The sequence below is a fragment of the Candidatus Methylomirabilota bacterium genome (assembly GCA_035936835.1).
In the GTDB taxonomy this organism is placed as follows: domain Bacteria; phylum Methylomirabilota; class Methylomirabilia; order Rokubacteriales; family CSP1-6; genus AR37.
Map to the genome: position 1 here is coordinate 1 of DASYVT010000180.1, position 17411 is coordinate 17411.

Below are 17411 nucleotides of genomic sequence, written 5' to 3' on the forward strand. Positions count from 1 at the left end.
AGTTCGCATCACGCGGCCCCATGCAGCGGGCATCCAGGACCCCCTGAAAGACCCCAGCGTCGTCGAGCCGCCGGCCCCGGAGCCCTCCCTGGAGCCGAGACCGCCCAGCTCTGATCCGGCTCCTGCGGCGATTCTGCTCCCGGGACAGGGGGCGTCGTCAAGGGCCGCGTGAGCGGTTGCGAGCACGTTCGCCCAGCTATTCACGGCCCGGCCGCGGCTCGAGCATGTATAGTGTCTCCTTTCGCTGTTGCACCGTATCATCCGGCCCGGTCCGGCCAGGCCCAGCCAGGTCCCGATAGGAGCGAGAGATGACCACGGTAGAGCTGAGCCCCGAGGGCCTCAAGCAGCACATCGGGCGGCGCGCCGTCTCGACCGACGTGGTCACGCCCGGACCCGCGAACCTGCTGCGCCTGAGCTTCGGGCGCCCCGAACCCGAGCTCCGCCATGGTGACCCGCTGCCGCCCGGCTGGCTCTGCCTCTACTTCCTGCCGCAGTTCCGGCCCAACGGCCTGCGGCCCGATGGCAGCCCGCTCGACGCAGGCGTGGTCCCGCCCATGCCGCTGCCGCGGCGCATGTTTGCCGGTGAGCGACTGCGCTGGCATCGCCCGATCCATATCGGCGACGAGCTGCGGCGCGAGACCGAGCTGGCCGACCTCACGATGAAGCCGGGCGCCACCGGCGCGCTCGTATTCGCCTCCGTGCTCAACCGCGTCTATGGCCGCGACGGGCTCGCTCTCGAGGAGGAGCGGCGCACCGTCTTCCGCGAGAAGGTCCGGGCCGGCGAGCGGAACCAGGCTCCCCGGCGCGAGGACGCTCCCGCCGACGTCCCGTGGCGGCGGCGCATCACCCCGGATCCGGTCCTCCTCTTCCGCTTCTCGGCCCTCACCTTCAACAGCCATCGGATCCACTACGATCGTCCCTGGGCCATGGAGGTCGAGGGATACCCGGGGCTGGTCGTGCATGGACCGCTCACCTCCACGCTGCTCATCGACTTCGCGCGTGATCACAACCCCGGGCGCGCGGTCCAGAGCTACACGACGCAGGCGCGCGCCCCCCTCTTCGACAACGCGCCGTTCGAGCTGCGGGGCCGGCCCGGCGCGGACGGTCGCGGCGCCCAGCTCTGGGCCGTGACCCCGGAGGGTACCGTCGCCATGAGCGCGCAGGTGGAGTTCGCGTAGTGGCAAGCTCTATGCCCATTGACATCGCCCTGACTGGTCTCGCGATGCCCCTCGCCGAGTTTCCCGGGCTTGCCCGCGAAGCCGAGGCGCGAGGTTATCGTACCGCGTGGGTGGGCGAGGCCTCCGGCCTGGAGGCGATCGCGCTCTCCACCCTGATCGCCACCCACACGCGGACTCTCAAGATCGCCAACGGCGTGATACCCGTCCAGACCCGCACGCCCGTCGTGTACGGCCAGGCGGCGTCGACACTCGCGCATCTCGCTCCCGGCCGGTTCGCGCTCGGGCTCGGCCTGTCGAGTGAGATCATCGTGGGCCAGTGGCACGGGCTGCCCTTCGCCCCGTCGGTCCAGCAGATGCGGGAAGCCGTCCAGATCATCCGGATGGTTGCAGGAGGCGAGCGCGTGAACTTCGAGGGCCGGTTCTACCGGCTCAAGAACTTCCGGCTCTCGGTCCCCGCCCCGTCGCCCGCGCCGCGCATCTATCTGGCGGCGCTCGGGCCCAGGATGTGCGAGCTGGCGGGTGAGGTCGCCGACGGCGTCCTCCTCAACTGGATTCCGCCTTCCGCCGTGCCGGCGTCGCTGCGCCACGTCGAAGCCGGGGCTAAGCGGGCCGGACGGAGCCTGGCGGATGTCGACGTCGCCGTGTACGTGCGGACCTGCGTGACAGAAGAGCGCGAAGACGCGCGCGCGGCGCTGGCTCGGGACGTCACGGGCTATGCCATCGTCGGCGCCTACGGGCGCTTCTTCGCGGAGTGCGGTTTCGCGGAGGAGGTGGAGGCGGTGAACGCCGCGTGGAAGTCCGGCGATCGCGCGGGGGCGGTCAAGGGGATAACCTCGCGCGTGCTCGACGGGCTCGGAGCGGTGGGCCCGGCCGACTTCTGCCACGAGCAGATGGGCGTCTTCGCGGCTACCGGTGTGACGCCGGTGGTTCTGCCCTTCGCGCCGCCCGGACCGGCGGCACGCGCGTCCCTCCTGCGGACCTTCCGGACTTTTCCCTAGTTGGCTGCCGCTGGTCCCTGAGCGTTCCCGCAGCCGCTAGCGTGTGACCGCGCGGGCGGCGTCCTCGTCGAGCTCGAGCGCACGGATGGTCTCCGCCGTGGGCACGCCCGTGACCGCATCCCAACCCTGCTCGACGTAGTAGTCGGTGACGATCTTGTCCTGCTGCTCAGAGCTGAATCCGGCGTGCTTGGGCAGGGGATCCGTGAACCGCACCGGCAGCCGGTCGTCGGCGCGCCCGAAGCCCTCACGCAGGTTGAAGAGCCGGGCAAGAGTGAGCCCCCGGTGGGCCATCGTCACCATTTCCTCGGGGGTGATGTCCCAGCCCGTGACGGCCTTCAGAATCGTCAGCGACTGGTCGTCCTCGTAGGCGAGGAAGTGGCAGAGCCCGATCTGGTTGCGCAGGCCGTTGCGGTTGCCCATCTGGCGCATGTGGTCCCCGCCCGTGGGGGCGAGCAAGTAAGAGGCGCGCATCACGGGCATGTGACGCGGGTCGTGCATCGCCATCTCCATTCCCTTCACCGTGGTGAGGAAGGCCTCGGAGCCGCGGCCGAGCCGCTGGGCGGCGCGCTGCGACCCCTCGGCCAGGAGATCGCCGACGCCCTGGCGATAGGCGATCATCTCGACCAGCTTGACTACACCATCGGCGTCGTGGAAGCGCAGCGGCACGCCGCCCGTGTCGTCGAGCGTCAGGATGCCCTTCTCGAAGCACTCCATGGCCCACGCGAGCGTGGAACCGAGCGAGACCGTGTCCATTGCTAAGTAGTTGCACATCTCGTTGGACTTGCAGATGGCGATCAGGTCGTCGAGCCCGAGGTTGACCCCCAGGGCCGCGAGCGATTCGTACTCGGGCCCGCCGTAGCGCGGGTCGACGCGGTACCGGCCGAGCGGGTCCACGCCCACCTTTGCGCGCCCCTTGTAGAGGGTCTCCGAGACCTCGCGCGCGGTCTCTTCCTTCTTCTCGATGTGGATGACCTTCTTGCAGCGCACCGAGCATGCGTAGCAGGCGCCCATCCGCACGCGCACCTGGTCGCGCACCGCGATCGCGTCCACCTGGCCCACCGTCTCGGCGGCGCCCATGCGGTAGTTGAGGACGGGCATGCCGCCCTCGAGGCTCTTGCCCTGCATGGCGGCGCCCGTGCCGAACTCGTGGAAGGCCCGGTGCTTCTCGTCCATGGTGCCCGAGACCCACTTGGCGACTCCGAGCAGCGCCGGCTGGTCGGCGATCTTCACGGGGATCTTGCCGCGGACGGCGATGGCCTTGAGCCGCTTCGAGCCCATGACGGCGCCCATTCCGGTGCGCCCCGCCACTTCGTTGAGGTCGTTGGCGATGCAGGCGAAGCGCACGAGGTTCTCGCCGGCCGGCCCGATCTGCGCGACCCGGATGCGCGGATCGCCGAGCTCGGCATGGATAGCCTCCTCCACCTCGCCGGTGATGCGTCCCCAGAGGTGCGCGGCGTCGCGGATCTCGACCGCGCCGTCGCTGATCCAGAGATAGACGGGCGTGGGCGAGACGCCGTGGAAGACGATCGCGTCCCATCCCGCGCGCTTGAGTTCAGCGCCCCAGTAGCCGCCGGACTCGGATTCGCCGAACCCGCCCGTGAGCGGCGACTTAGCGCCGACGCTGTGGCGTCCCGCCCCGGGCACGGGCGCGCCCGTGATGACGCCCGGGGCGATGACCAGGATATTGTCGGGCCCCAGCGGGTCGGCGCCCCTGGGGACATATTTAAGGAGATAGTGGCCGATCAGCCCGCGCCCGCCGGCGTAGCGCCGGAAGAAGCTGTCGCCGGGCTCCTCGATCCAGGTGCGCCGCTCGCCCAGGTTCACATGCAGGATCTTGTTCCAGTAACCGTATCGGTCCATGAGATTGTTACCCTCCCTCCATCGGATTCAAGAGCATCACTTCGACTCCGTCACGCAGCGGCGTGTCCCGCCCGGCTAGCTCACCGTCGACGGCGATGGTTACCTCGGCGCCTTGCTCGATGCCGATGGCGGCCAGAAGGTCCGCGACCGCCGCGCCCTCGTGAATGGTATAGCGCTGCGGCCCGTCCTCGCCGCGCGGAATGAACCGGCGGAGATCGGCGAAGAATGTCACGGTAACAGTGATGGCGCGCGCGCTCACCTGTCCAACCACCCCTCCCGCATGCCGCCGTGATTATACAGGGCGTTGAGTGGGCTCGGCTGCGGTATCGATGGCGTCGCAGCGCAGCAGTTTCTCGTTGACACCTCCATCGGCGAAGCCTAGAGTGCCTCGAATCCCGCAGCCCGACCGTTCACGTTGAAGGGGGTCACGCATGATAGCCAATTGCGGCTTGGGCCGCGTGCCCCGCTAGGACGGCAGTGCTCTGCCCCGCCTGCCAGCTCGACAATCCGCCCCAGAATCGATTCTGCGACCAGTGTGGCGCTCCGCTCGAGCTACGCTGCCCGGCCTGCGGCGGGGCGCTCCGGCCCGCGGCGCGCTTCTGCGGTTCGTGTGGCCACCGCCTCACGGGCGTGCCGGAGGCTGAGGCGCCGGCGACCAAGCCGGCGGCCGCCGTCAGCCCGTCAGCGGCCGGCGACTACCAGAGCCGTCTCCTCTCGTACACGCCCAAGCATCTCGCTGAAAAGATTCTCCAGTCGCGCTCCGCGCTCGAAGGCGAACGCCGCCAAGTGACCGTCCTTTTCGCCGACGTGGCTGGGTTCACGGCCCTGGCCGAGAAGCTCGACCCCGAGGAAGTCCACGCGATGATGGACCGGTGCTTCGAGCTGATCACCGCCGAGGTGCACCGGTTCGAGGGCACCGTCAACCAGTACACGGGGGACGGCGTGATGGCGCTGTTCGGCGCGCCCATCGCCCATGAAGACAGTCCCCGCCGGGCCGTCCACGCGGCGCTCGGCATCCAGCGCGCCTTGCGGGTCTACAGCACCGAGCTGCAGGCCCAGCGCGGCCTCACGCTCCAGATGCGCATCGGGCTCAATACCGGCCCCGTGGTGGTGGGCCGCATCGGTGACGACCTGCGGATGGATTACACCGCCGTCGGGGACACGACCAACCTGGCCGCGCGCATGCAGCAGAGCGCCCGGCCCGGCAGCGTGCTGGCGAGCGAGGGCACCCACAAGCTGGTCGCGGGGTTCTTCGAGACTCTCGACCTGGGCCAGATTCCCGTGAAGGGACACGCATCCGTGCGGGCCTTCGAGGTCATCCGGGCCCGCGGGCGCCGGGCGCGGCTGGACGTGGAAGCCGAGCGGGGCCTGACGCCGCTGGTCGGGCGGGACCGGGAGTTGGCAGTCTTGGTCGAGCTCTTCCAGAAGGTCAAGGCCGGCCACGGCCAGGTGGTTTTCATCGCCGGTGAAGCGGGGATCGGCAAGTCGCGCCTGCTCCTCGAGTGCCGGCGCCAGCTGGCCGAGGCCGGGGAGGCGGCGACCTGGCTCGAGGGACGCTGCATCTCGTTTGGCCAGTCCATCCCCTTTCTGTCGGCCATCGACCAGTTGCGCGAAAATTTCGGCATCGAGGAGCACGACGGCGAGCCCGAGATCATCGCCAAGATCGAGCACGGGATGCGGCGGATGGGCGACCTGGAAACCCACATCCCGTACATCCGCTACCTCCTCGCGGTCGATCCGGGCGACCCGTCCATCCTGGCCATGGACGCCTCCGCGCGCCGCAAGAGGATTTTCGACGCCAGCCGGGCCCTGGCCTTGCGCGGCGCACGGCTTCGTCCGCTCGTCCTCGTCACCGAGGACCTGCACTGGATCGACAGCAGCACCGAGGAGTACCTCGGCTCCCTGATGGATTCGGTCACCGGCGTCCCGCTGATGCTCGTCCTCACCTACCGCATCGGCTACACGCCGCCCTTCGGCACCCGGAGCTTCCAGACCACGCTGACGCTGAACAGCCTCACCGAGGCCCAGGCCATCGCCATGGCCGCCCGCGTCCTCGGCACCGACCAGTTTCCCGAAGAGCTGAAGGCGGCGCTCATCGCAAAGGCGGAAGGCGTGCCGCTCTTCGTGGAGGAGGTCACCAAGACCCTCCTCGACCTGGGCGTACTCCGTCTGGTGGAGGGCGAATACCGGATGGGCAAGGGCGTCGCGGAGGTCAGCGTCCCCGAGACCATCCACGGCATCATCATGGCTCGGCTGGACCGCCTGGGCGAGCAGGGCAAGCGCACGGTCCAGCTCGCCTCGGTCATCGGCCGGCAGTTCCTGCGCCGGCTCCTGGAGCGCATCGCGGGGTTTACAGGCGAGCTGGAGGGCCTGCTGGCCGAGCTCAAGGCGCTCGAAATCATCTACGAACAGGGGCTGCTGGCCGAGCCGGCCTACGTCTTCAAGCACGCCGTCATCCAGGACGTGGCCTACAACAGCCTGCTGGTCCAGCGCCGGAAGGAGCTGCACCGGGCGGTGGGCTTCGCCATCGAAGAGCTGTACCCCGACCGCCTGGCCGAGCACTACGAGGAGCTGGCCCACCACTTCGCCAAGGCCGAGGAGTGGGAGAAGGCGATGGAATACAGCGTGCTCTCGGGCGAGCGGGCCGGGCACGCCTTCGCCAACACCGAGGCCAAGCGCCATTACGCCAGCGCGCTCGAAGCGGCCGCAAAGATCACCCCGCCGCCCGCCCCTGAGGCTCGCGCCCGGCTCCACGTCAAGCAGGGCGCCGTCCTCACCGTCCTCGTCGAGTACGAGGAAGCCGCGGCCGAGTACCTGCGCGCCCTCGAACTCGCCCGCCAGGCCGGCGACCGCCACTTCGAGATTGAGGTCCTGATCGGCCTGAGCGACGTGTACAACTGGGCCCACCATGGAGAGGCGGCCATCCGCTACAACGAGCAGGGCATCGCCCTCGCGCGCGAGCTGGACAACCAGGCCCTTCTGGCCGTCTCCCTCGCCAACCGTGTGTTGATCCGCTCGGCCGGCTACGGTCAGATCCTCGAGACCACGCCGGACGCCGAGGAGGCGCTTCGCCTCTCGAAGGAGATCGGCGATCCCAAGTTGCTGGCTCTCTCCCTCGTGTTCCTGGGCGGATCGCTACAGTGGCGCGGGGCCTACGACCGCGCCCTCACGTATCTGCGCGAGGGCACCGAGCTGGCGCAGCGCGAGCACGCGGGCTTCCTCTTCGGGGTCGGCGCCTTCCACCGTGGTCATGCCAACTTCTCGAAGGGCGACTACGAGGAAGCCCTGCATTGGTACCGGCAGCTGAGCGACTACGCCTCCGCAGCTGGGGACAAGTTCTGGATCGCCCGGGCCCCGAACGTCATCGGCGCGGTCCATCTCGAGCTGTTCGACCTGGACGAAGCGATCCAGCTCAACCTGGAAGGCGACGAGGTGGCACAGAAAACCTTCCCCTGGCCCGAGCCCCGCGCTCACTCACTCCTCAAGGTCGGTCTGGCCCACCTCTATCGCGGCGAGCACGGCCTCGCTCAGGAGTTCTACGACCGCGCCTGGGCCCTTCTCGAGGAGGACGTCTGGTTCCGCTGGCGCTGGCACATTCCGCTGCTCCGCGCGCGCGGCGAGCTGGCGCTCTCAGAAGGGCGCCATGACGAGGCCTGGACTTACGCGGCCGAGTCCCTTGAGGAGGCGACGCGGACGGATTCCCAGAAGCACGTGGTCCGGGCCCAGATGCTGCAGGGAGAGATCCTGGCGGCGAGCGGCCGGCTGGCCGAAGGGGCCGAGCTCCTGGGCACCTCGGTCCAGCTGGCTGAGCGCTTGGGGACCCCGCGCGAGGTGTGGATCGGCAAGGCAGCCCTCGGCGGAGTTCTGACGCGCCTCGGACGGGACAAGGAAGCCGAGGCCCACCTCGCGGAGGCGGCGCGCACCATCGAAGCGATCGCGGGCAAGCTCCGCACCCCGAGTCTTCACCGGAGCTTTCTTTCGGCCGAGCCCGTGCTCGAGATCTACCGGACCTTGGGCCGCCGCCCGCCCGAGCCTCTGGCCTGACCGCCGGTTGAGGGAGCGAAGGAGCAGCCTCGAACTTGCCTCACGGTGGCCGCGCGCGCGGCCCCGCTAAGCTCGAACCAGGATGACCACACCGGCCACGAGCAACAGCGTGCCGGCGATGCGACTGACGGCCGGCCCGCCCGGCAGGACGCGTTCGGCAAGGACGAAGGCCGCGAGACCGGCGACCCATAGCAAGTTCATCACGCCGGCGACGAAGAGCAACGCCATCAGCGCCCAGCAGCACGCCACGCAGTACGCGCCGTGTCGCATCCCCATCACGAAGGCGCCGGCGCGCCCGTCGCGCCACTCAGTCATCACGAAGGAAAGCGGCGAGCGGCACTTGGCGAGGCACGCCTGCTTGAGCGGCGTCCATTGGAATATGCCCGCGACGAGGAGCAACGCGCCGCCCAGCCGCGCGCTCGTGCTCGCCATGGCAGCGGAGAGGAGGCCAGCCTCGTGCAGTCGCCATTGCGCGAGCGCCGCCGCCGTGGCGTAGGCCGTCCACACCGCCGCGTAGCCGAGGAGAAACACGACGGTCGGGATGGCCGCTCGGTCCTGTTCTCGGCGCGTTCGCTGCACCATGGCGAACGTCAGGACCATCGGCGCGGCCGCCGGTACCATCATGGCGATCATCATGACCGCCCACATGACGAAGAGCAGGACCACGTCGACAAGACTCCAAGCGTGGTCCCGCAGCATCGCCATCCCCGGCATGTCGGCCATGTCCGTGTCCGGCATCGACACCGAAAGACGGAAGAGGTAGAGCCAGGCCACGAGGGCGGTCACCACGAGAGTGGCGCCCACGAGCGCGCGGTCGCGCCGGAGCATCGTGTCGAGGGCTGGCACGCTTCTCAGTTGGCCCAGTCGAACTCGTAGAGGATCCAGTTGGTCTTCTCGGCGGCAACCGACACACCGGCCGCGGCCGCGCGGAACGTCCCCTGCCCGCACTCGCCCTTCTTCCAGATGAAGCCCGTCGGTAGGTGCACTTGCGCGAAGTGGTCCTCGCCCGTCACGGGGTTCTTGAAGGCCTCGCCGCGCCCCTCCCCGATGCCCTCGGCGCGGAACGTGCTCTTCGGCCCGCGACCCTCGATGGTGATTTTGGCCTTCACCAGACCCGCGACCGCGGCCGTCGGCCCCAGGACCTCCCACGGCATTCCGCCGAGCGCACCTGTGAAGATCTGCCCAAGGGCCTCGACCTGCTTCTCGGTGGTCGCCGTGTCCACGACGAAGGCGACCTTGCCGTTGCCCTGGTGGATCGCCTTCGGCCAGTCATAAACGCCGGCGCACTTCACGCCGGAAAGATCGACGGTGCCACACTTGCCACGCCTGATGTTGAGGCCGACAAAGGCACGGCAGCTGCCGTCCTTGGAATTGGGGAACCCGCCGAAGTTGCAGCCACAGCCGAAGTCACAGTTGCAGAACTCGTATCCCTGGCCCTTGAGCGTCCATTTCGTCTTCCTCGCGGTAGCTGTCGCCATGCCTGGCCCTCCTGTGAGAGTTTGGGGCTCCACGCTGCCGTTGAACACGGCGGCTGTCAAGCTGGGATCAGCGTGTAAGCTGGGATCGCGGATGAGGGTATGATCAAAGGGACTTCCCGTCAAGTTGCTTTCGGCATCCACCGCGCTGCCCTTGACAGGATTCCACCTCGGGCCTACGCTGATTACCCATTTCGGTTCGGATGTCCAGCACACTCATAATCCAAAGCCAAGAGGAGACACGGACATGATCACGAGACCCACCAGGATGCGAGCCTTGGGATTCGTTCTCGCCGGTATCGTTGGCCTCGGGTGGTTTGGATCGGCCGCGGCGGACGAGACCTGCCAGTCGCCCTTCCTCCCCAAGGTCACCGGACAGGAAGACTACATCTATGTCTGGACGCTCGGGATCAAGGGGGTCGGCGACGGCAACGACAGCATCGTCACCGTGGACGCGAACCCCAAATCGCCCGGCTACGGCAAGATCATCCACCGCTCGCCGGTGCCGGGCCGGCACGAGGCCCATCACGCGGGCTTCACCGACGACCGCCGCTTCCTCTGGGCGGGCGGCCTCGACACCAGCCAGATCTTCGTCTTCGACGTCGGCACCGACCCTGCCAAGCCCAAGATCGTGAAGACGATCTCGACGTTCGTGAAGGACACGGGCGGCTTGGTCGGGCCGCACACCTTCTACGCCCTGCCGGGCCGCATGCTCATCTCTGCCCTGTCCAACGCCCAGGACGGCTCCGGGCGCACCGGCCTCGCCGAGTACAGCAACGACGGCAAGTTCATCCGCGCCATCTGGATGCCGAAGGAGGCGCCGTACGGCTACGACGTGCGGGTCAACGTCAACCTGAACCGCATGCTCACCTCTTCGTTCGCCGGGAAGAAGAACTACATGCGGCCGTTCGGCGAGCTGATCAAGGACGGCGAGGCAATGAAGAACTTCGGGGATTCTGTCATCGTCTGGGATTTTCACGCGCGCAAGCCGCTCCAGGTCCTCCGCGTCCCGGGCGCTCCGCTGGAGCTGCGCTGGGCGCTCCTGCCGAACCACAACTACGCGTTCACCTCGACGGCGCTGACGGGACAGCTCGTGCTGATCTACCAGCAGGAGGACGGCACGTGGGCGACTAAGAACATCGCCGAGATCGGCGCCAATATCCCGGTGGACATCAGCATCGCCCCCGACGACAGCAAGATCTACGTCAACTCCTTCGGCGACGGCACGCTCCGGGTGTACGACGTGACGAACCCGTTCGAGGGCAAGCTGATCGAGCAGGTGAAGTTGGGCGAGATGGCCAACATGGTCTCCTCGTCGTGGGACGGCAAGCGGCTGTATGCCACCAACTCGCTCCTCTCCCAGTGGGACAAGCCCGGGGATTACTGGCTCAAGGCCTACGCCTGGGAAGGCGGGAAGCTGGTGCCGAAGTTCACCACCGACTTCAACGCCGTCGGGCGGGCCCACATCATGAACCTCAACAGCAAGGGGTTTGGCTCGCGGGCGGCGCGCCCCGCGCCCGGTGACCGGCGCCTGAGCACCTATGCTGCGCCGCGCTGACCTCGCGCTCGCGCTGCTCGTCGGGCTCGCGGTCGCTCCGGCGGCCGCGGCAGCCCACGAAGCGCTGAGCCTGCCCAATGGAGTGAGGCTCGAAGACGAGTTCGTCAAGGGGGTCTTCTCGCCCAATTTCGTTCCCCCGGCCGCCGGGAGCTACGAGCTTCCGGCGGTCAAGCGCGTCGCGGGTTTCCTATTGAAGGATTCGACCGGGCGCGCGGTGGACACCGAGCGGGTTACGGCGGGAAAGGTGGCCGTCGTGAGCTTCATCTACACCGCCTGTCCGGAGAGGCTCGGCTGCCCGCTGGCGAGCCTGGCGCTCCAGGATCTGCAGGGGAGGCTCAAGGACGAGGGTCTCCACCGCGACGTCGTGCTCCTCTCGATCAGCTTCGACCCCGGGCGCGATAGCCCGGCCCAGCTCGCCAAGTACGCGCGGGTCTACGGCGCCGATCCCGCCTTCTGGCGGTTCATGACCGCGCCCTCCACGCGCGTCCTCGAGGGGGTGCTCGAGAGCTACGGGCAGGATCGCGCGCCCGTGTACGACCCGCGCGGCAGGTTCACGGGCCGGTACAGTCATGTCCTCAAGGTGTTCCTGCTGGATCGGGACGGCTATATCCGGAACATCTACAGCGCGGGCTTCCTGGTGCCGGACCTCGTCGTCAACGACATCAAGACCGTCCTGACCGACCGCGCGCGCGACTGAGGCGCGCCCCCACTGAGGCGCGCCCAATAGTGACCGCAGAGCCCGACCCCTTCGAGGCGCTCTACGCTCGCGGCGTGACGGACGGCCTGCCCGTCGTGGCGCCGACCGCGGCGCGCGTGGCCGCAGCCGTCGAGGCGAGCGGGCGCCCCCGTGACGAACTGGTGGCGCTTGTGGCGCCGCAACTCGGCCGCGCCACCGTCGAGAAGATCGCCATCAACGCCGTCATGGCGGGGTGCCGGCCCGAGTACCTGCCGGTCGTGATCGCGGCTGTCGAGGCGATCTGCGACCCCGCCTTCGCGCTGGTCGGCGTCTCGGGCACGACCGACGCCGTAGCTCCGCTCCTCATCGTGAACGGCCCAGTTCGCGCCACGCTCGACGTCAACTCGGGCGCTGGCGTCTTCGGCCCGGGCTGGCGCGCGAACGCGACCATCGGCCGCGCGGTGCGCCTGGTGTGGCAGAACATCGGCGGCGCGGTTCCGGGTGAGATCAGCATGTCCACCTTCTCCCAGACGGGCCGGTACTCCTACTGCATCGGCGAGAACGAGGAGGCGAGCCCGTGGGAGCCCCTCCACGTCGAGCACGGCTTCGCCGCGGGCGAGAGCACGGTGGCGGCTATCGCGGCGGAGGCGCCTCAGGTCGTGACGAACACGCAGGGGCGCACGGCGCGCGAGATCCTGGCGACGATCGCCCGCAGCGGGATCGTGATCGCCAGCGAGACGCACGCCGGCCTTGGCGACACCGTGCTGGTGATCGGGCCCGAGCACGCGCGAACGATCGCGGCCGACGGCTGGTCGAAGGCGGACGCGCGACAGTTCGTCTGGGAGCAGACGCTGGCGGACGTGGGCGGGCACGGCGTGACGAAGTTTCGCGAGCCGGCCAACCTGAAGATCGTCGTCGCCGGCGGCACCGCCGGGCGCTTCTCGGCCTGGATACCCGGCTGGCCCTTCCCGAACTCCCCGTCGAGCCTCGTTCTCAAGCGCATCTAGTTAGCTCTTTGCGCGCCGTCTCCAGCCCGGCGCGCCCCGAAGCGTCCACCAGCCGAGCAGGAGTGCGACTCCCAGGAGCCCGGCAGTGCCGTTCACGAGGAGCGCCCGGCCCACGCCCCACTGCTCGGAGATGCTGCCCACGATGAAGGCGCCGAACGGAAAGACGCCGCCCCAGACGAGGGTGTAGAGGCTCATCACCCGGCCGCGGAGCTCGTCGGGCGCGGCGAGCTGCATGGCGGTGTTGCAGCTCGCCACCAGCACGAGCCCGAACAGGCCCGTGAGGAAGAGCAGCGCCGCGGCGAGCCTGAAGCCGCGCGCGGCTGAGAGCGCGATGAGCGCGCCGCATGCGAGCGCCGCCGCCCAGAACAGCACGGCCGCGGGCGGACGGCGCGCCCCCATTGCGCCGACGGTGAGGGCGCCTGTGACCGCGCCCACGCCGAGGCAGGCCATGAGGAGGCCAAAGCCCTCGGCGCCAAGGTTCAGCACCGTGCGGACTATTAATGGCACGTAAACGGTGAAGTTGAAGACGAAGATGCTGACGATGAAGAGCAGTCCCAGCGTCAGCCTGATCTCAGGCGTGCGGAAGGCGTACCGGAGCCCGGCGCGCACCTCGTCGAGAACGCCTCCGCCGGAGCGCGCCCGCGGCGCTTCCTGGGTGCGCAGCCCGAGCAGCATGATCACCGCCACGGCGAAGCCCAGCCCGTTGATCACGAAGGCCGGGGTGACGCCGAATTGCGCGATCAGGAGCCCGCCGAGCCCGGGCCCGACGATCCGCGCGGCGTTGAACGAAGCCGAGTTGAGCGCGACGGCGCTGGCGACATCGGCGCGCCCGACGATCTCGGCCACGAGCGACTGCCGGGCGGGCTGGTCGAGCACGTTCACCAGCCCCGAGCAGAACGCCAGCACGGCGACGTGCCAGTACTCGACGTGACCCGACGCCACGAGGGCCCCGAGCCCGAGGGCCTGGCAGCCCAGGGCCGTCTGTGTGCCGATGAGCAGCCGCCGCTTGCGCACGCGGTCCGCGAGCGCGCCGGACGCGATGGAGAAGAGCAGGATCGGCGCGAATTGGAGCGAACCGATCAGTCCGAGCTTGAACGGCGAGGGCGTGAGCTGGAGGACCAGCCACGACTGGGCGACCGTCTGCATCCACGTGCCCGTCTGCGCCACGAGCTGGGCCCAGAAGAAGCGGCGAAAGTCGGCGTGATGGAACGCGCGGAGCCCGATGGGGAGCGTCATGGCCGACGCCTAGCATAGCGCGGGTCCCGCGCAGCGGGGCCCGCGCTCGCGCCCGACTATCCGGGAACTACTACCGGGGGGCGAGAGCGAATGCTTCGGCGAACCTGCGGTACGCCTCCATGTGGTCGCCGTATTTCCGGTGGCCGGCGGTGTGCTTGGCGGAGGCAAGCAGCAGGCGGTCGCGATCCCGCGCCGTGGTGCGCGCGTAATCCTCGAGCAGGCAGGCGCCGAGCTCCTGGTTGTGGGGATCGTTGCCCGTCTTGGCGGCGCCCGTGGCGAGGGTGTCGATGAGCGCCGCGCGGTCGAAGGCGGCGCGGAGGTAGGCGGCGGTCCAGTTGACGGCCTCGTCGGGCCGAAGCCCCGTGAGGGCGTCGTCGAGTCGCTCGAGCAGCTGGTGCTGGGGCATCGTCTCGGCGCCGCGGGGAATCTCGATCTTGACCGGGCCGTTCTCAGGCGTATGGCGCTGGTGGTGGGCGGCGCGGCAGACGAAGGCGGCCGCGACGAACAGCAGCTTGAGCCGGTGCGGGTGCTCGAAGCTGTCGAAGAACCAGCGCACGGTGTTGCAGTACTCGTAGCTGTGCTGGGACATGGAGTAGTTGTTCGGATTGCCAGTCTCGAGGATAAGCTGCGCCGACGCCAGCTGGATCGTGTCGATGATCTGGCGCAGCCCCGCCCCCGACCTCAACAGCGCAACGATGAGATCGATGTGCGCCGGCTCCTCGCCGCTCAGCAGCGCCTCGACGAGGGCGAGGGACTCGACCGCCGTCAGCGCGTTGTCGTTGGCGAGGAGCTCGCGGTCCCGGCCGTCCAGGAAGTTCTGCACGACCAGGCAGCCCATCTCGTAGGTCGAGTACCAGCGGGGGCCGACCGCGATGTCCGGCACGCCGGCATAGAGAATGCTCCGCGCGTTCTCCCAGCCGACCGCCCGGGCGAGCTGGACAGTGGCGCGGGCGCGGTACGACTTGTGGCCCGTCGTGTACGAGCGGTTGTGCAGCACCCTGTCCTGCACGTCGATGAGCCCGGCGAACACCAGATGGGCCAAGAGCTGGCTTCGCAGAGCGCCGTCGCCCTTCGCCTCTTCCCACAGGCCGAGAAAGACGCGATACGCGTTCACGACCTCGCCGCGCTGGACCTGGGTCAGCCAAGCGTTGAGCTTCTCCGGGAAGGCGCCGTCGATCGTAAGCGGCTCCTGCTCGGCCCAGTGGACTTCTGGTAGCGGCGGCTTGCCCTCGAACTTCAGCTCGTAGAGCCGGAGGTAGTGGCCGGGCATCTTGCCGAGGAGCTGGTTCCAGGGATCCAGTCCCGTCGGGATGTACCAGATGGTCTGAGCCAGCGGCAGGTAGGCCAGCTCGGGCCGGAGCAGCGCCATCAGGTCCGTGCTCGCCCGCGAGCTGAGGAGGCAGTGGTCGTTGTTCACGAAGCGGGGGACGCCGTCGTCGAGGCGCTGGTGGTACGGCACGTGCGTGTACGGCGCGTGGATCCGGACGATCTCGCCCACGAGCTCGGGCAGGGGACGCCCCGCGCGGACCAGGTCGTAGAAGATGTTGCTGGCGCCGACCTGGTCGCGCTCCAGGATCTTCTCTTCGAGCCGGGCATAGGAGTCGGTCATTTCTGGGCGGACGGTGCGACCGGTGGCAATAGCCATACGGAGTCTCCCTTGGACACGCGGCGACTGCTGGGCTTCGGTGGCGAGACTGTGTCACGCGGCCCGGCGGGTGTCAAATTGGACGAGCCTTCGGTTGGGCCCGGCTCCGCGCCGATTGCGTGACGGCCTTCGCGCGCGGCGCTAGGAGACCTGCGGCGCCCCCGCTCTCTTGGCGAGGCCCCAGCAGATGAGCGCGAAGAGGACGTAACCCAGCGCCACGCCCGACGACTCGCCGATGCCGAGCTTCGCGCCGTGGATGAAGCCGAAGTATGAAAGGACGGCGCCGGCGAGCGCGTAGACGGCGGCGCGATGGAAGTCGCGGTCGATGATGAACGCGGCGACGGCGCCCAGGATCATCCCCGCGAGGATCGCGCCCCCGCCGAGCAGCTCCATGCCCCGGTAGACGACGCCCGAGCCGTTGAGCGCCGCCATGCCGACCTTGTCGGCGCTGGTGCCTGCCGCGTTGAGCGCGCCGTCCACCAGCACGTGGCCCCAGGCGGCGATGTTGGGGATGAGCGCCAGGATCACCGCCGGCGCGTGCTCGCGCGGAGTCGCCTGGAAGGCCTGGGCGCCGATGACGACGCCGATGTAGAGGAGGATGGGCAGGATCGCCACCAGCGGGATCACCGCGAGCAGAAGGGCGATCAGGCCGAGGAAGCAGACCAGCGCGACGCAGAGCCCTGTGGCGACGGAGTAGCCGATGCGCCCCCCGACGGCCTTCCAGCCTGGGTGCCCGATGTACACAGCCGGAGGAAAGGGGCTGCCGAGGAGCGAGCCGACCACGGCGCCGATGCCGTCCGCGAGCAGGATCTTGCGCAGGCTGTAGCTGTCGCCCGCCGCTTCCGCGCTCTCGACGTTGTTCATCCCCTCGGTGAAGTTGTAGATCCCGAGCGGGATGGCGGTGACGAGCAGCGGCCCAATGTCGCGCAGCCCGACGAAGACGTCGCCCGACGGGATGGGCAGCCGCAGGCCGAACTGGCTGAGAGCCAGACCCACCGCCGTCGGCTTCATGAGGTCAGACAATCCGAGCATCGCGGCGATCCAGGCCACCGCGGTGCCGATGATGACGGCCGCGAGTCCGCCGGGCACGTTGCCGGGCAGGGAGACGTTGGCCATCCAGCTGACCATGATGATGGCGAGCGAGATGAAGGCGATCCACGGGACTTCCCAGCTCTGGAAGGCCGGGCGCATCGAGATGAAGGTGATGGAGATGCCCGCGAGCGTGCCGAGCATGGCCGCGCGCGGCGTGTACTTCCGGATGGTCGGCCCCACGAAGGCGCCCAGCAGGATGATGATGCCGATGACGAAGCACCAGGCGAGCCCGGCCTGCCACGCGGCGACGGGATTGCCCGTCTTGATGGCAACGGGGAGCATGATCAGGAAGACGACGATGAACATGTGCGGCACGCTCGGGCCGTACGGCATCGCCGTAACCGTATCGCGCCCCTCGCTCTTGGCCAGGCGATACGCGAGCCAGGCGTAGTACAGATTGCCCAGGGGCAGCGCGATGGCGAGCGCCGGGAGGATGCGGCCGAAGACGAGATCACCGGGGAGCTTGACGACGCCGAGCGTCAGCCCCGTGAGGACGATGACGTTCAGCACGACGTTGGTGAAGAGGCCGAAGAACGCGTTCCAGTCGCCCGGCACCCACCAGCGGACGGGATGATCCGAGGTCGCCGCGCTCGCCATATGCCCTCCTGCCATTAGGTTTACCGCGCCTTGGGGGTTTACCGC

General features: G+C 68.8%; 13 protein-coding genes. 6 read left to right on the forward strand and 7 right to left on the reverse strand.

Translation table 11 applies throughout. The features are described 5' to 3' along the window. Positions 1 to 308: 308 nt before the first annotated feature. Together VGV06_16280 and VGV06_16285 are read left to right on the forward strand one after the other, a co-directional pair. Positions 309 to 1178, forward strand: coding sequence for a MaoC family dehydratase N-terminal domain-containing protein (locus VGV06_16280; GenBank protein HEV2056699.1), 870 nt, complete (start codon positions 309 to 311; stop codon positions 1176 to 1178). A gap of 11 nt (positions 1179 to 1189) precedes the next feature. After that, positions 1190 to 2176 carry an LLM class F420-dependent oxidoreductase gene (locus VGV06_16285; protein HEV2056700.1) on the forward strand — a complete coding sequence of 329 codons (987 nt, stop codon included), beginning with the start codon at positions 1190 to 1192 and terminating at the stop codon, positions 2174 to 2176. Between the two features lie 36 nt (positions 2177 to 2212). Here the strand turns inward: VGV06_16285 and VGV06_16290 are convergent, their stop codons facing one another. Beyond that, positions 2213 to 4036, reverse strand: a complete 1824-nt coding sequence (locus tag VGV06_16290) for an aldehyde ferredoxin oxidoreductase family protein (protein ID HEV2056701.1) — start codon at positions 4034 to 4036, stop codon at positions 2213 to 2215. 7 nt (positions 4037 to 4043) lie between these two features. Next, complete coding sequence (locus tag VGV06_16295; GenBank protein HEV2056702.1) at positions 4044 to 4295, reverse strand: MoaD/ThiS family protein; 252 nt, start codon at positions 4293 to 4295, stop codon at positions 4044 to 4046. A 218-nt stretch (positions 4296 to 4513) separates the two neighbouring features. Here VGV06_16295 and VGV06_16300 point away from each other — a divergent pair, with 218 nt between their 5' ends. Beyond that, a complete protein-coding gene (locus tag VGV06_16300) occupies positions 4514 to 8080 on the forward strand; it encodes an adenylate/guanylate cyclase domain-containing protein (GenBank protein ID HEV2056703.1) in 3567 nt (1188 codons plus the stop codon). A gap of 66 nt (positions 8081 to 8146) precedes the next feature. Here VGV06_16300 and VGV06_16305 read toward each other — a convergent pair whose 3' ends face one another. Further along, a complete protein-coding gene (locus VGV06_16305) occupies positions 8147 to 8926 on the reverse strand; it encodes a DUF2182 domain-containing protein (GenBank protein HEV2056704.1) in 780 nt (259 codons plus the stop codon). A 5-nt stretch (positions 8927 to 8931) separates the two neighbouring features. Continuing rightward, positions 8932 to 9558: a DUF1326 domain-containing protein gene (locus tag VGV06_16310; GenBank protein HEV2056705.1), complete on the reverse strand. Its 627-nt coding sequence runs from the start codon at positions 9556 to 9558 to the stop codon at positions 8932 to 8934. 265 nt (positions 9559 to 9823) lie between these two features. Between VGV06_16310 and VGV06_16315 the strand changes: the two genes are divergently transcribed. The 3 genes from VGV06_16315 to VGV06_16325 are packed head-to-tail and all read left to right on the forward strand — an operon-like array spanning position 9824 to position 12796. Beyond that, positions 9824 to 11113, forward strand: coding sequence for a selenium-binding protein SBP56-related protein (locus tag VGV06_16315; protein ID HEV2056706.1), 1290 nt, complete (start codon positions 9824 to 9826; stop codon positions 11111 to 11113). After that, positions 11097 to 11810 (forward strand): SCO family protein, encoded by a 714-nt coding sequence (locus VGV06_16320; protein ID HEV2056707.1) that lies wholly within the window; start codon positions 11097 to 11099, stop codon positions 11808 to 11810. Before VGV06_16315 ends, VGV06_16320 begins: the two co-directional genes overlap by 17 nt. A 29-nt stretch (positions 11811 to 11839) precedes the next feature. Continuing rightward, entirely contained in the window at positions 11840 to 12796 is a 957-nt protein-coding gene (locus VGV06_16325; GenBank protein ID HEV2056708.1) for a hypothetical protein, read from the forward strand. Here VGV06_16325 and VGV06_16330 read toward each other — a convergent pair whose 3' ends face one another. The 3 genes from VGV06_16330 to VGV06_16340 form a co-directional block, all read right to left on the reverse strand. Continuing rightward, positions 12797 to 14032, reverse strand: a complete 1236-nt coding sequence (locus VGV06_16330) for an MFS transporter (GenBank protein HEV2056709.1) — start codon at positions 14030 to 14032, stop codon at positions 12797 to 12799. It abuts the gene before it with no gap. A gap of 70 nt (positions 14033 to 14102) precedes the next feature. Then, positions 14103 to 15677 carry a hypothetical protein gene (locus tag VGV06_16335; protein ID HEV2056710.1) on the reverse strand — a complete coding sequence of 525 codons (1575 nt, stop codon included), beginning with the start codon at positions 15675 to 15677 and terminating at the stop codon, positions 14103 to 14105. Positions 15678 to 15818: 141 nt separating this feature from the next. Continuing rightward, positions 15819 to 17366 carry a regulator gene (locus VGV06_16340; protein HEV2056711.1) on the reverse strand — a complete coding sequence of 516 codons (1548 nt, stop codon included), beginning with the start codon at positions 17364 to 17366 and terminating at the stop codon, positions 15819 to 15821. Positions 17367 to 17411 lie beyond the last annotated feature (45 nt).